The organism is Metapseudomonas boanensis (assembly GCF_018704125.1).
Classification (GTDB): Bacteria; Pseudomonadota; Gammaproteobacteria; order Pseudomonadales; family Pseudomonadaceae; genus Metapseudomonas; species Metapseudomonas boanensis.
In genome coordinates this window covers 64,231-77,818 of record NZ_JAGTIS010000002.1, presented here as the reverse complement: position 1 = coordinate 77,818, position 13,588 = coordinate 64,231, and the positions used below count along the sequence as shown (strand labels likewise).

At 62.6% G+C, this 13,588-nt stretch carries 13 protein-coding genes; 4 read left to right on the top strand and 9 right to left on the bottom strand.

The window, feature by feature from the left end; all coding sequences use genetic code 11:
• Nucleotides 1-74 precede the first annotated feature (74 nt).
• Entirely contained in the window at nt 75-512 is a 438-nt protein-coding gene (locus J7302_RS04485) for a hypothetical protein (protein ID WP_215371066.1), read from the top strand.
• 24 nt (nt 513-536) lie between these two features.
• The gene (locus J7302_RS04480; protein WP_215371063.1) at nt 537-1,298 is read left to right on the top strand and encodes a YdcF family protein; all 762 of its coding nucleotides are present in this window, start codon (nt 537-539) and stop codon (nt 1,296-1,298) included.
• A gap of 49 nt (nt 1,299-1,347) precedes the next feature.
• On the opposite strand, the gene lnt is transcribed toward J7302_RS04480, so the two are convergent.
• The 5 genes from lnt to miaB all read right to left on the bottom strand — a co-directional run bounded on the left by lnt (nt 1,348) and on the right by miaB (nt 6,814).
• Entirely contained in the window at nt 1,348-2,868 is a 1,521-nt protein-coding gene (gene lnt, locus J7302_RS04475) for an apolipoprotein N-acyltransferase (protein WP_215371060.1), read from the bottom strand.
• 166 nt (nt 2,869-3,034) lie between these two features.
• The gene (locus tag J7302_RS04470; protein ID WP_215371057.1) at nt 3,035-3,874 is read right to left on the bottom strand and encodes an HlyC/CorC family transporter; all 840 of its coding nucleotides are present in this window, start codon (nt 3,872-3,874) and stop codon (nt 3,035-3,037) included.
• Nucleotides 3,875-3,895: 21 nt separating this feature from the next.
• A complete protein-coding gene (gene ybeY / locus J7302_RS04465; protein WP_215371054.1) occupies nt 3,896-4,375 on the bottom strand; it encodes an rRNA maturation RNase YbeY in 480 nt (159 codons plus the stop codon).
• Nucleotides 4,368-5,429, bottom strand: coding sequence for a PhoH family protein (locus J7302_RS04460; RefSeq protein ID WP_394359072.1), 1,062 nt, complete (start codon nt 5,427-5,429; stop codon nt 4,368-4,370). The genes ybeY and J7302_RS04460 overlap by 8 nt, the downstream gene beginning before the upstream one ends.
• Nucleotides 5,430-5,473: 44 nt before the next feature.
• On the bottom strand, nt 5,474-6,814 hold the full coding sequence (gene miaB / locus J7302_RS04455; RefSeq protein WP_215371051.1) for a tRNA (N6-isopentenyl adenosine(37)-C2)-methylthiotransferase MiaB: 1,341 nt from the start codon (nt 6,812-6,814) through the stop codon (nt 5,474-5,476).
• 129 nt (nt 6,815-6,943) lie between these two features.
• On the opposite strand from miaB, the gene J7302_RS04450 reads away from it, so the two are divergent.
• The gene (locus J7302_RS04450) at nt 6,944-7,267 is read left to right on the top strand and encodes a DUF1820 family protein (protein ID WP_215371048.1); all 324 of its coding nucleotides are present in this window, start codon (nt 6,944-6,946) and stop codon (nt 7,265-7,267) included.
• A 36-nt stretch (nt 7,268-7,303) separates the two neighbouring features.
• On the opposite strand, the gene J7302_RS04445 is transcribed toward J7302_RS04450, so the two are convergent.
• The 4 genes from J7302_RS04445 to J7302_RS04430 all read right to left on the bottom strand — a co-directional run bounded on the left by J7302_RS04445 (nt 7,304) and on the right by J7302_RS04430 (nt 10,826).
• Nucleotides 7,304-7,852, bottom strand: coding sequence for a tetratricopeptide repeat protein (locus J7302_RS04445; protein WP_215371045.1), 549 nt, complete (start codon nt 7,850-7,852; stop codon nt 7,304-7,306).
• Between the two features lie 224 nt (nt 7,853-8,076).
• Nucleotides 8,077-9,366: a glutamate-1-semialdehyde 2,1-aminomutase gene (hemL, locus tag J7302_RS04440; protein WP_215371042.1), complete on the bottom strand. Its 1,290-nt coding sequence runs from the start codon at nt 9,364-9,366 to the stop codon at nt 8,077-8,079.
• Between the two features lie 36 nt (nt 9,367-9,402).
• Entirely contained in the window at nt 9,403-10,032 is a 630-nt protein-coding gene (gene thiE, locus J7302_RS04435) for a thiamine phosphate synthase (protein WP_215371038.1), read from the bottom strand.
• Nucleotides 10,029-10,826, bottom strand: a complete 798-nt coding sequence (locus J7302_RS04430; protein WP_215371034.1) for a hydroxymethylpyrimidine/phosphomethylpyrimidine kinase — start codon at nt 10,824-10,826, stop codon at nt 10,029-10,031. The genes thiE and J7302_RS04430 overlap by 4 nt, the downstream gene beginning before the upstream one ends.
• Before the next feature lie 272 nt (nt 10,827-11,098).
• Here J7302_RS04430 and J7302_RS04425 point away from each other — a divergent pair, with 272 nt between their 5' ends.
• Nucleotides 11,099-13,495, top strand: coding sequence for a hybrid sensor histidine kinase/response regulator (locus tag J7302_RS04425; protein ID WP_215371031.1), 2,397 nt, complete (start codon nt 11,099-11,101; stop codon nt 13,493-13,495).
• The last annotated feature ends 93 nt before the right edge of the window (nt 13,496-13,588 follow it).

The following is a 13,588-nucleotide window of genomic DNA, read 5'->3' as shown; positions in this document are numbered from 1 at the left end:
GCGGTCGCCGGCCAAGCCGTGAACGCTAAGCTTTTTCTAAGCAAGGTAAGTATTTGCGTGATTCGAGGTGCTGGATGGCTGAGTTGCGGCGTAGTGAGTCAGGGAAGGGGTTGTATGAACGACTGTTGCATCGCTTGGCGTTGGCGTTGGACGAGGCGGATACGGCAATTCGCCTGCGCGACGAGCAGCCGCACGAGTTGGAGCTCCGGGGGCTGACTCCTGCCGAACTGGAGTTGATTCAGGCCTATCTGGACCGGGACCTGCACTGGCTGCGTGGCTGGCACGCGGCAGCGGCGGAGATTGCGCAGATCGAGGCGTTGCCAAGGCGTAATGCCAAGCTTGAGCGGGAAGGCTCCAAGCCGCTGATGGCGAAGGTCAGGGTTGCGCTCAAACATCGCCAGCAATTGTGCTGTGCCATGTGCGGTGCTCCGGCTACCTGGCAACGTGGCCAAGGCATTCCGGCCTGCCTGTCCTGTGGCTCCCAGCTTTTCCGGACATCCAATCCCCGCTAGGCTCCGGGCACTTGGGAGGTGCCCATGCCGATTCGTTACATCCTCAAACAACTGTGCCTGCCGCCCGGCGGCTTTCTGCTGCTGTTATTGTTGGCCTGGTGGTTGCGCCGGCGAATGCCGCGTGCCTCGTTGCTGTGTTTCGTGCTGGGTATTGGCGGGCTTTGGTTGATGAGCCTTCCAGTGGTTGTGGAATGGGCTGCCCAAGCGCTCGAGCATGAGGCGCCTCTGGATGAAAGGCAGTGGCCGGAGCTCCGTAAGCGTGTGGATGCCATTGTGGTGCTCGGGGCCGGTCGCGAGCGGGGCGATCCTGCATGGGGCGGCGATCAACCGTCCATGACAGCAATGGAGCGGCTGCGTTATGCGGCGCGCCTGGCGCGGGTAAGCGGCTTGCCCTTATTGACCAGTGGTGGGCTGCATTTTGGTGAGCCGCCAAGTGAGGCGCAGATCATGGCCGAGGTTCTGAAGCGGGACTATGGCCTCGAGGTGCGTTGGCAGGAAAGCGAAAGCCGCACGACTTGGGAGAATGCTGGGATGTCGGCACGAATCCTGTTTCCGCAGGGGGTTCGGAGAGTGGTGTTGGTGACCCAGGCAGCGCATATGCCCAGGGCGCGATGGAGTTTCGAGCGTGCCGGATTTGAGGTGGTGGCAGCGCCCGTGGGCTATCTGGGGGTACCTAACGGCAGGCCTTTGGGTGGCTGGCTGCCAGAGGGCAAGGCAGTTTGGCAGAGTGGTCAATTGCTTAACGAGGCGATTGGCTTGATCGCCTATCCGCTGGCCTATGAATGAGCTGGGCGATGTTTCCTTGTGGGGGTGACAAGGAAACACATGTGCTGATTCAGACCGTCTTGGCGATGCGACTGGCCAGCAGGGCCCATGCGAACAGCAGGCTGCAGAGGATGACCAACGGCCATGCCCGCCATTGCAGGTAAGGTGTAAGGCCCTGCATGGGTAGCACTTCGCCATAGAGCACGCCTTGCTGGAACTGCGGGATACCTTCGGTGATCTTGCCAAACGGGTCGATGAGCACGGTGACGCCATTGTTGGTGGCTCGGATCATCCAGCGGCCGGCTTCCAGTGCACGCATCTGGGCCATCTGCAGGTGCTGCAGGGGGCCGATGGAGGTGCCGAACCAGGTGTCGTTGCTTACGGTCAGGAGGATGTCGCTGTTGGCGGCGAGGTTTGCGGCGAATTCCGGGTACACCACTTCGTAGCAGATGTATGGGGCGATCCGGTAGCCCTTGGCCATCAAGGGCGGCTGGTTGGAGTCACCTCGCGCGAAATCGGACATTGGCAGGTCGAAGAAGGCGATCAGACCACGCAGCACTTCCTGGAGCGGTACGTACTCGCCGAACGGTACGAGCTTCTGCTTCAGGTAGGTCCCTTCACCCTGGCCTATCACCGTAATGCCGTTGTAGTAGCGCTTTTCACCCTGCGCATTGTTTTGCCGGATCGGTACGCCGGTGATCAGGGCGGCTTGGCGATCATTGGCGAAGCGGCTCATGACGCCGAGGTAGCCGTCGACGAACTCCTTGAGCACCGGGACTGCCGTTTCCGGCCAGACGATCAGGTCGGCCTTGGCGGCGCTGAAGGTCATGTCGCGGTAAAGGGCCAGCTGGGCATTGAGCTGTTCTGGGTCCCATTTGAGGTTCTGTTCGACGTTGCCTTGCATGGCTGCGACCTTGAGTGGTGCACCGATAGGCTGCGTCCAGGCGTGTCCTTTCAGTGTCAGGCCAATGGCCCAGGGGCCGATCAGCAGGGCGATACCCGCAGCGAGGAAGGCTGGACGGCTACGCAGCCGTGCCAGGTTCACCAGCAGGGCGGCGCTCAGCGCCAGGCTGAATGAGACCAACCAGACACCGCCGATTGGGGCCAGGCCGGCGAGTGGGCCATTCAGTTGGCTATATCCGGAATATAGCCAGGGGAAGCCGGTGAGGAACCAGCCTCGGAATGCCTCCTGGGCCAGCCACAGCGCGGCAAAAGCCAGTGTGTCGGCCAGTGCTGCTTCGCTACGACGCAGCCAGCGTGCCCAGAGCAGGGCGGGCAGGGCAAAGAACAGGGCGACGCCCGCGCAGAAGCCGATGGTCAGGAATGTGGCCAGTGGTACCGATGCGGCACCGTAGTCGTGGATGCTGACGTAAATCCAGCTGGTGCCGGCAAGGAACAGGCCGAAGCCGTAGCACCAGCCACGCCAGAAGGCAGCCTTGGGCGCCAGGTCGCGCAGGCCGAGGTAGAACAGGGCCAGGGAGAGTATTGCCAGCGGCCAGATATCGAAGGGGGCGAACGCCAGGGGCGTCAGCGCGCCGGCGGCCAGGGCCAGGAGGTTACCGGGCCAGCCGGGGCGAGTGATCCAGTTCATGCTCGTTCCTTGGGCGGATAGGGAGCTGGTATAGCGTGGCAGTTGGGCGATTGGTGCGCGGCCCGGGCTGCGATTATCCACAGCTGACCCTTTGCAGGGGAGGGGCCCGGGGTTGCTTGTTACCTTTCGCGTCGCCAGGTACGCGAAAGGTCAGGGCAACAAGTGATCACCGGGCCAGGGGGGACATGCGCAGCAGGTGGATACGACGGCTGTCGGCGTTCAGTACGCGAAAGCGGAAGTCACCGATCTGTGTGGTTTCGTTGCGCTTGGGCAGGTGGCCGAAGGCCCCCATGACCAGGCCGCCCACAGTGTCGAACTCGTCTTCAGAGAATGCGGTCTCGAAGAATTCGTTGAAGGCATCCACCGGGGTCAGTGCCTTGACGATGAAGTCGCCGCTGGGCAATGGCTTGATGTAGCTGTCTTCCTCGACGTCGTGTTCGTCTTCAATATCGCCAACGATCTGCTCGAGCACGTCTTCAATGGTCACCAGGCCGGCAACGCCGCCGTACTCGTCGATGACGATGGCCATATGGTTGTGGTTCGCGCGAAATTCGCGCAGCAGCACATTGAGGCGCTTCGACTCGGGTACGAATGTGGCCGGGCGCAGCAGTTCCTTGATGTTGAAGGCGTGGTTGGCGTCATGGAGGATCAGCGGCAGCAGGTCCTTGGCCAGCAGGATGCCCATGACGTCGTCGAGGCTTTCGCCGACCACCGGGTAGCGGGAGTGCGCGGCGTCGATGATGGCGGGGAGGAAGTCGCGCGGCGTCTGGTTGGCCTTGATGCTGATCATCTGGGAACGCGGCACCATGATGTCGCGAACTTGCAGGTCAGCCACCTGAATGGCCCCTTCGACGATCGACAGCGCCTCGCTGTCGAGCAGTTTGTTCTGGTGGGCTTCGCGCAGCAGCTCAAGGAGCTCCTGGCGATTCTTCGGCTCATGGGCAAAGGCCTGGGTCAGCTTTTCCAGCCAGGACCTGTGCCCGTTGCTCGATCGATCTTCGCTCATATGTCCTTTGCTCGGTACTTCTTATTGGTCTTCGTCATCGCGGTAAGGGTCGGGGTGGCCAAGTTCTGCCAGCAATTCCCGTTCCAGTGCTTCCATTTCTTCGGCTTCCGCGTCCTCGATGTGGTCATAGCCAAGCAGGTGCAGGCAGCCGTGGATCACCAGGTGCGCCCAGTGAGCTTCCGGAGCCTTGCCTTGTTCAGAGGCTTCGCGAGCCACGACAGGCGCGCAGATCACAAGGTCTCCCAGTAGCGGGATATCCAGCAGCGGTTCGCCGCCCGGCCCTTCGGGGACCTCGGCGGGGAAGGATAGGACGTTGGTTGCGTAATCTTTGTGCCGCCAGGTGCGATTCAGCTCGCGCCCCTCGGGTTCGTCGACCAGGCGGATGGTAAGTTCGGAGTCGGCGCTGCGCTGGCGCAATGCCAATTCGCACCAGCGACGGAAGTCCGCCTCGCTCGGCAGGCCCTGGGCCTCGCTGGCAAGTTGCAGGTCAAGTTCAAGCATCGTTGTCGATCGCGCCAGGGTCGTTATCAGCCGGCTTGGCCTTGGCGGCCTGCTGGCGGTTGTCGAAGCGGTCGTAGGCTTCCACGATGCGCTGCACCAGTGGGTGGCGCACGACGTCATGCGACTTGAAGTGGGTGAAACTGATGCCCGGCACATCGCGCAGCACGTCGATCACATGAGTGAGGCCTGAGCGCGTGCCGCGCGGCAGGTCGATCTGAGTGATGTCGCCAGTGATGACGGCAGTGGAGCCGAAACCGATGCGGGTCAGGAACATCTTCATCTGCTCGAGGGTGGTGTTCTGACTTTCGTCGAGAATAATGAAGCTGTTGTTAAGGGTGCGACCGCGCATGTAGGCCAGCGGGGCGACTTCGATGACCTGCTTTTCGATCAGCTTGGCCACCTGCTCGAAGCCGAGCATCTCGTATAGCGCATCGTAGAGCGGGCGCAGGTAGGGATCGATCTTCTGCGACAGGTCGCCGGGGAGGAAGCCCAGCTTCTCGCCAGCCTCGACCGCCGGGCGTACCAGAAGGATGCGGCGGACTTGCTCGCGCTCCAGGGCGTCGACGGCGCAGGCGACGGCCAGGTAGGTCTTGCCGGTACCCGCCGGGCCGATGCCGAAGTTGATGTCGTGGTCGAGGATCGACTTCACGTAGCCCAGCTGGTTGGCGCCGCGTGGGCGGATGTTGCCCTTGCGGGTGCGCAGCGTGATGCTCTCTGTCTTCGGATTGGCGACCTCGTCCATGCCGGTCTCGCGCAGGAACAGGTGCACCAGATCGGGCGACAGTTCGATGGCTTCGGTTTCACGGTAGAGGCGGCGCAGAAGGTTTTCCGTGGCGCGCGCATGTTGTGCATCGCCGACCAGTTCGAACTGGTTTCCACGGTTGCGGATTTCGATGTTCATGCGCTGCTCGATCAGGCGCAGGTGCTCATCGAACTGCCCGCAAAGGTTGGCGAAGCGGCGGGCTTCAAAGGGTTCCAGGTTAAAGCGATGCAGATCCAGGGTGGCGTTCAATGTCGTATGTGCGCCCTTGGGCGTCAGGAAGGATGAAGACAAGAATACCCCTAGGGGCCCAACTGTAAAAGCTTGGGCCCTGGAGATCAGTACGGATTTTCGTCGAGCAGGCTGCCGCGCAGGGAATGCGGCAGTGCGTCGTCGATGCGCACGTCGACGAACTGGCCGATCAGGCGCGGGTTGGCGCTGCGGAAGTTGACGATGCGGTTGTTCTCGGTGCGGCCCTGGAGCATGCCCGGGTCCTTCTTGGAGAAGTCGCTGACGAGGATGCGCTGGATGCTGCCGACCATTCGTCGGCTGATTTCGAAGCCTTGCTGGTGGATGCGGGTCTGGAGGATCTGCAGGCGCTGCTTCTTCACTTCTTCCGGCGTGTCGTCGGGCAGGTCGGCGGCCGGGGTGCCGGGACGCGAGCTGTAGACGAAGGAGAAGGAGAAGTCGAAGCCGACGTCTTCCACCAGTTTCATCGTCTGCTCGAAGTCTTTGTCAGTCTCGCCGGGGAAACCAACGATGAAGTCGGAGCTGATGCAGATATCGGGCACCGCCGCTTTCAGCTTACGGATACGCGACTTGTACTCCAGCGCGGTGTGGTTGCGCTTCATTGCGGCCAGGATGCGGTCAGAGCCCGCCTGCACCGGCAGGTGGACGAACTTGACCAGCTCCGGCACTTCGGCGTGGGCCTGGATCAGTGCGTCGGAGAACTCCAGCGGGTGCGACGTCGTGTAGCGGATGCGCTCGATGCCGTCGACTGCAGCCACCACGCGGATCAGTTCGGCGAAGTCGGCGATTCGGCCGTCATGGGTCAGGCCGCGATAACCGTTGACGTTCTGCCCCAGCAGGGTCACTTCGCGCACGCCGTTCTCGGCCAGGTGGATGACTTCGGCGATCACGTCGTCGAAGGGGCGGCTGACTTCTTCGCCGCGGGTGTAGGGCACCACGCAGAAGGTGCAGTACTTGCTGCAGCCTTCCATGACCGAGACGAAGGCGCTGGGGCCGTCAACGCGAGGTTCGGGCAGGCGGTCGAATTTCTCGATCTCGGGGAAGGAAATGTCCACCTGCGGCGTGCGGGTGTTACGCGCGGCGTCGATCATTTCCGGAAGACGGTGTAGGGTTTGCGGGCCGAACACCACATCGACGTAAGGCGCGCGATCGCGAATGGCAGCGCCTTCCTGGCTGGCCACGCATCCCCCCACACCGATGACCAGCTGTGGGTTCTGCTGTTTCAGCTCACGCCAGCGGCCCAGCTGCGAGAATACCTTTTCCTGCGCTTTTTCGCGGATCGAGCAGGTATTGAGCAGAATCACGTCGGCTTCTTCAGGGCGTTCGGTTACTTCCAGCGCCTGGTGCTCGCCGAGCAGGTCGACCATGCGGGACGAGTCGTACTCGTTCATCTGGCAGCCGTGGGTTTCGATATAGAGCTTCTTGGCCATGCACTTTCGTCGGGTGGTTCGAAGAACCGCGCATTATAGTCGGCCCGCCGGGGTGTTCCTAGCGCTGCTTGTCCAGTGGCTGTGCTATGATTCGCGCCCCCGATTGTCTGTTGCTGTCATCGCCTACCCATGAGCAAGTCCGATCCGATCTACAAGGTGATCTTCCTGAACCAGGGCCAGGTGTACGAGATGTACGCCAAGCAGATCTACCAGAGCGATCTGTGGGGGTTCCTGGAGGTGGAGGAGTTTGTCTTTGGCGAGCGCACCCAGGTGGTGGTCGACCCTAGCGAAGAAAAGCTCAAGGCGCAGTTCGAGGGCGTAATTCGCAGCTTCCTGCCGATGCATTCCATCATTCGGATCGACGAAGTCGAGCGTCTCGGTACGCCGAAGATCAGCGAGGCGAAAGGCGGCAGCAATGTCATGCCCTTCCCTATGCCGATGCCGGAGAAGTAGCGCCCTCCGACGGTCAGGCGGAGGTGCTTTGCCGATTCAGGGGAGTGGTGCGAACGGCGAACTACCGTCAGAGGCCTGCAGTTCCAGCAGATAGTTGCGGAAAATCTGTCCAAGCACCTGAGTCGCGATTTCCAGTTCCTCTGTCCCCATCTGCGCGGCCACCAGGTCGGCGGCGTCCATCGCTTCGTCCGACCCGTTCACTGAAGCCATTTTCAGCACGATATAGGCCTGAACATTGTTGGCGGGCACGCCTTCGCCCCGGAAGAACATGCTGCCCAGACGCAATTGGGCTTGGGCATGACCTTGCAGGGAAGCTTGCTCGAACCACTGGAGGGACTTGGCCAGGTCGCGCGGTGCGCGCTTGCCATCGTAGTAGAACTCACCGAGTTCGAACTGTGCCTCTGCATCGCCCCCGCGGGCTGCCTGTTGGCAGGCTGTAAGGGCTTCCGAGAGGTTTTCCGGCAGGCTGTTCAGATTGCAGCGTCCGGTGGCGGGGATCAGCAGAGAGTTGCCGCCGGCGAACGCCGACAGGGGCAGGAGTGGCAACAGGCAGCCCAGAATCAGGGCGCGGCCGGTGCGGTTCATGGAAGTCACGATGCCTCGGAAGCAGTGCGGGCTAATAGCCCGACCGGCGAAACGCGCCGGCCGTCACATTATGAAATAAGGCACGGTGATCTTACAAAGCCTTTACATGCATCACGTCTGGAACTTGTCGCTTGAAATGCACAAACGGCCAGGCCAGCAGTCCCAGGTGTCGTGCCGCGCGGGCCCGGGAGAGGCACCACCGGTCAGGGTGGTGCTGAATCGCATCAGGCTTGCTTCAATTTCGCGAAGGCACGTTCGGCGGCGTCCAGGGTGATTGCCAACTCGGTATCGCCGTGGGCGATGGAAGTGAAGCCGGCTTCATAGGCGCTCGGCGCCAGGTAGACGCCACCTTCCAGCATCAGGTGGAAGAAGCGCTTGAAGCGTTCGGCATCGCTGGCCATCACATCCTGGAAGGTGACGATATCATCGGCGCCGCTAAAGTAGAGGCCGAACATGCCGCCCGCCTGGGTAGTGACGAAGGGGATGCCGGCGGCATCGGCGCGCTGCTGCAGGCCGTCGAGCATGCGGGTGGTGTAGTCGGTCAGCTCGGCATGGAAGCCGGGGCGGCTGATCAGCTTCAGGGTGGTCAGGCCGGCGGCCATGGCCAGCGGGTTACCCGACAGGGTGCCGGCCTGGTAGACCGGGCCCAGCGGGGCGATGCACGACATGATTTCGCGCTTGCCGCCGAAGCAGCCAACCGGCATGCCGCCACCGATGATCTTGCCGAAGGTGGAGAGGTCCGGGGTGATGCTGTAATGGGCTTGGGCACCGCCGAGGGCGACGCGGAAACCAGTCATCACTTCGTCGAAAATCAGCACCACGCCATGCTGGTCGCAAAGGCGACGCAGGCCCTCCAGGAATCCCGGTGCCGGCGGGACGCAATTCATGTTGCCGGCAACCGGTTCGACGATGATGCAGGCCACGTCATGCCCAACTTCACCGAGCATTTTCTCGACTGCGTCGATGTCGTTGAACGGTAGGGTCAGGGTGTGCTTGGCAAAGGCGGCGGGTACGCCAGCGGAGCTCGGAATGCCCTGCGTGAGCGCGCCGGAACCGGCTTTCACCAGCAGGCTGTCGGAGTGCCCGTGGTAGCAGCCCTCGAACTTGATGATGCTGTCTCGGCCGGTGAAACCACGGGCCAGGCGGATGGCGCTCATGGTGGCTTCGGTGCCGGAGCTGACCATGCGCACCATTTCCATGGAGGGCACCAGGGAGCAGACCAGGTCGGCCATTTCCACTTCCAGGGCAGTCGGCGCGCCGTAGGAGAGGCCGTGTTCCAGTTGCTTGCGTACTGCATCGAGGACGTCCGGGTGGCTGTGGCCGAGGATCATCGGACCCCAGGAACCGACGTAGTCGACATAGCGCTTGTCGTCCTCGTCCGTCACGTAGGCGCCAACTGCGTGCTTGAAGAACAGCGGCGTGCCGCCGACGCTCTTGAAGGCGCGGACCGGCGAGTTTACGCCGCCGGGGATATGTTTCTGGGCGTTGGCGAACAGGGTTTCGGAACGGGACATGGCAGGGCTCTCTATCTGAAACTGAGAAACGAAAAGTCAGGCGGCGTCGAACAGGGCGCTGAAGGCGCGGGCGCGTTGTTCGACCTCCGCAGGGGAGGTGGCGCCGAACAGGGCGTGGATTACAGCAATCATGCTGGCGCCGCGGGCGATCAGTTCGGGGGCGTTGTCGAGGGTCACTCCGCCGATGGCGACGATCGGCTGGTGGAAACGCAGCCTGGCGGCTTCCAGCAGGTCGAGCGTAGCGGCTGGCGCCCCCGGTTTCGTGAGTGAATTGAAGAAGCGGCCGAAGGCGATATAGCTGGCGCCTTCGCGAACGGCATCGGTGGCAAGCTCAAGGCTGGCATGGCAGGTTCCGCCGATGATCGCTTCGCGTCCAAGCAGGGCCCGGGCTGCGGCGAGAGAGCCGTCGTTCTGGCCCAGGTGCAGGCCCACCCCCAGGCGCGCGGCGAGTTCGGCATCGTCATTGATGATCAGCGCAGCGCCATAGCGCGTGCAGAGTTCATTCAAGGCTTCTGCCTCACGCAGGCGACGGGCGTCATCGTTGGATTTGTCGCGATACTGCAGCAGGCGTGCGCCTCCGTTCAGGGCTGCTTCGACGTACGGCAGCAACCTGCCACCTGCAAGCAGTTGGCTATCGGTGATGGCATAGAGACCGCGTAGTTTCATGAGCAGAAGTCCAGCGGGAGGCGGCGCGGCACGTACTGGCCGTGGCCGGGTTGTTCGGCATCGCGCAGGGTGCGCCAAGTGTAATCCAGGGCGGAGCGAACGGCGCTGGGCAGGTCTTCGCCCAAGGCCAGGCGACCGGCGAGGGTGCTGGCCAGGGTGCAGCCGGAGCCGTGATAGCTGCCGGGCAGGCGCTGGCAGGTGAAGCTGTGGCGGCTGCCGTCCCTCGAGTAGAGGCGGTTATGCACTTCGTCCTCATCACCATGCCCGCCGGTGATCAGCAGGTTGCGGCAATAGGGTAAGAGCTTTTCCGCGCACTGGTCGGCGGTGCCGTTGGGAAGTTCGGCGAGGATCTGCGCTTCCGGTAGGTTGGGGGTGGCGATGGTCGCCACCGGCAGCAGGCGCTCGCGGATCGCGTAGCCCACTTCGTCCTTGCCCAGTGCACCGCCGCCGCCGGCACGCAGCACCGGGTCGCAGACCAGCGGTACGCCAGGCAGCGATTGCATGATCTCGAGAACGGTCTCGACCATCTCCACCGAGCCGAGCATGCCCAGCTTGACGGCAGCGATCGGCAGATCGGCGATCACGGCCCGGGCCTGGGCAAGCACCCAGTCACGGTCCAGCACGCGAAAGTCCGAGACATTGACGGTGTCCTGCACAGTCAGGGCGGTCACCGTCGGGGCGGCGTGACAGCCTTGCGCGATCAGGGCTTCGATATCTGCCTGGAGGCCGGCACCCCCACTGGGATCGTGACCGGAAAGGCAGAGGACAACGGGGCGGGAATTGGACGTTTTCATGGTCGCCGAGCTTACCATTAATCCGGGCCCGGAGAACTGCTCAGCGACCCTTGCTGATGGCCGCGCCATGCCACCTGTCGGACCCTTGGGAAGACTCATGTTTTGGCTGTAAAGCCCTGGATAGAGCGGTTTCTGATGATGGCAATATGCGCATCACGGCTGTGCCCGGCTGTGCTAGAGTGGCTGCATTTCGATCAATCTGACTCGGGCAGGCGCGTCATTTCGGGAGGGGCTACTCCGCGACGCGGGCCATTGGGTCACTGTGGGGCCCCATGCGGATCGTCCTCTTCGCTTTTTTTTGCCTGATCACGAGCCTGGCCCGCGCGGTCGAGTTCGATGAGCAGACGCGTTACCTGCCTCTGGGGCAGCACATGGATGTGTTCGAGGACGTACGCGGTGACGCGGGCATCGACGACATTTCGTCGCCGGCCCTGGAAAGCAGCTTCCGCCGACACGACAAACCCGTACTCAATGCCGGCTATTCGCGCTCCGTCTTCTGGCTGCGCATCGACCTGGCCTACCGCCCAATTACCCAGGGTGGCCAGCAGACCTGGTTGCTGGAACTGGCCTATCCCCCGCTGGACAACCTTGATCTCTACCTGCCTGACGGCCAGGGCGGTTTCAAGCTTGCCCAGCGGACCGGTGATGCCTTGCCCTTCTCGAGTCGGCAGATCCTGCAGAACAACTACCTGTTCAGCCTGAGCCTCCAGCCCAATGACGTCCAGCGGGTGTACCTGCGGCTGCAGAGCCAGGGCTCGATCCAGGCACCGCTGGCGATCTGGTCGCCCAAGGCCTACCTGGAGGAGCAACCCGGACGCATCTACGTGCTGGGAATCATCTACGGCGTGCTGCTGGTGATGATGATCTACAACCTGTTCATCTACCTCAGCGTCCGCGATACCAGCTACCTCCACTACATCCTCTACATCGCCTCCTTCGGCTTCTACCAGGTCTCGGTGAATGGCGCCGGGATAGAGTACTTCTGGCCCGATAATCCCTGGTGGGCCAACGCGGCGACGCCTTTCCTGATCGGTTCCGCAGTGCTTTTTGGCTGCCAGTTCGCCCGTAGCTTCCTGCATACCTCCGACCACAGTCCCTGGATGGATCGCAGCCTGCTCGGCCTCATGCTGCTCGGCGCGCTGGCCATGCTGCTGTCCCTGACCGCCAGTTACGCCTTGGCCCTGCGCCTGGCCACCTCGCTCGCGCTGATCTTCACCGTGGTGATCTTCAGTGCCGGTGTCCTTGCCTGGCTGCGGGGCATGCGCGTGGCGCGCTATTTCATCATCGCCTGGAGCGCCTTCCTGCTGGGTGGGGCGATCAACACGCTGATGGTCCTGGGCTACCTGCCCAATGTCTTCATCACCATGTACGCGAGTCAAATCGGTTCTGCACTCGAAGTGGGTCTGCTCTCCCTGGCACTGGCCGACCGCATCAACGCCATGAAGGAGGAGCGCGCGCGCATCCTCCAGGAGGCAGGGCGCAAACTCGAGGCGCTCAACCAGGAACTGGCAAACAGCAACCGCCTGAAGGACGAGTTCCTCGCAACGGTCACCCATGAACTGCGAACGCCGATGAACGGGGTGATTGGTTCCCTGGAACTGATGCAGACCGTTGACCTTGACCCGGAGCTGGAGCAGTACCAGCGCACCGCCGCAGGTTCGGCGCGCGACATGATGCGCCTGGTCAACGACATTCTCGCGATGACTGAGCTGCAGGCCGGCAAGCTCTATCCCAAGCGCGAACCGTTCAGCCTGCGCGGCCTGGCCGAAGGGTTGTATGTCCAGTACGCGCCCCGCGCCGAAGAGAAGGGACTGGCCTTCATCCTCGACCTGGACGAGAGCTTGCCCGACACGCTGGAGGGGGATGCCGGCAAACTCAGCCAGGCACTGGGCTACCTGCTGGATAACGCGATCAAGTTCACCCGTTCCGGCAGTGTGACGCTCCGTATCGGCGGCCCTGCCGCGGAAGGCGGTAGCCAGGCCCTGCGTATCGAAGTGCAGGATACCGGCGTCGGCTTCACCACCCCACCCGATGGTCTGCTTTACCATCACTTCTTCCAGTTGGACAGTTCCATGACCCGCGCATACGGCGGTCTGGGCATTGGTCTGGCGCTCAGCCGGCAGCTGGTGGAACTGCTCGGCGGCACACTCGATCACGAGTCGCAGCCCGGTTGGGGGAGTCGTTTCTTCGTCGGGCTGACCTTGGCGATGCCGGCTCAGTTGCGAGGGGCTTTGGCGCGTCGTAGTGGTGGGCAGGCGTTGCTCAGGCCCGAGGACTGCACCGTTCTGGTGGTGGAAGACAATGCCATCAACCAGCTGGTGACCCGCGGCATGCTGCTCAAGCTCGGCTACAAGGTGCGCACAGCCGACAACGGTGCCGAAGCCCTCGAGCTGCTGCGCCACGAACAGATCGATGCCGTGCTGCTGGATTGCCAGATGCCGGTGATGGATGGATTCGCTACCTGCCGGGCATTACGTGCCCTGCCTGGCGGCGCCGATATGCCCGTGCTGGCGATTACCGCCCATAGTCATAGCGGCGACCGCGAGCGCTGCCTGGCGGCCGGGATGAGTGACTACCTGGCCAAGCCGGTGAAGTTCGAGGAACTGCGCTCACTGCTTCACGATTGGCTGCTCTGCAAGCCGGAGTCCAGCCTGAAGACGCTGATCTGACCCGGCATGATCGCCGCTGTGGTTGTTAACAATACATTTTGACAATCGAGGGGCTGATTTTCGTGGGCTTCAGACGTGTCCGGCTTACACGTG

Bases quoted from the DNA above. Each gene is read 5' to 3' on its own strand.
- thiE (WP_215371038.1), bottom strand. From the start codon at position 10,032: ATGAAACTACGCGGTCTCTATGCCATCACCGATAGCCAACTGCTTGCA.
- lnt (WP_215371060.1), bottom strand. From the start codon at position 2,868: ATGAACTGGATCACTCGCCCCGGCTGGCCCGGTAACCTCCTGGCCCTG.
- J7302_RS04430 (WP_215371034.1), bottom strand. From the start codon at position 10,826: ATGAAAACGTCCAATTCCCGCCCCGTTGTCCTCTGCCTTTCCGGTCAC.
- J7302_RS04425 (WP_215371031.1), top strand. From the start codon at position 11,099: ATGCGGATCGTCCTCTTCGCTTTTTTTTGCCTGATCACGAGCCTGGCC.
- miaB (WP_215371051.1), bottom strand. From the start codon at position 6,814: ATGGCCAAGAAGCTCTATATCGAAACCCACGGCTGCCAGATGAACGAG.
- hemL (WP_215371042.1), bottom strand. From the start codon at position 9,366: ATGTCCCGTTCCGAAACCCTGTTCGCCAACGCCCAGAAACATATCCCC.
- J7302_RS04480 (WP_215371063.1), top strand. From the start codon at position 537: ATGCCGATTCGTTACATCCTCAAACAACTGTGCCTGCCGCCCGGCGGC.
- J7302_RS04485 (WP_215371066.1), top strand. From the start codon at position 75: ATGGCTGAGTTGCGGCGTAGTGAGTCAGGGAAGGGGTTGTATGAACGA.
- ybeY (WP_215371054.1), bottom strand. From the start codon at position 4,375: ATGCTTGAACTTGACCTGCAACTTGCCAGCGAGGCCCAGGGCCTGCCG.
- J7302_RS04470 (WP_215371057.1), bottom strand. From the start codon at position 3,874: ATGAGCGAAGATCGATCGAGCAACGGGCACAGGTCCTGGCTGGAAAAG.
- J7302_RS04450 (WP_215371048.1), top strand. From the start codon at position 6,944: ATGAGCAAGTCCGATCCGATCTACAAGGTGATCTTCCTGAACCAGGGC.
- J7302_RS04445 (WP_215371045.1), bottom strand. From the start codon at position 7,852: ATGAACCGCACCGGCCGCGCCCTGATTCTGGGCTGCCTGTTGCCACTC.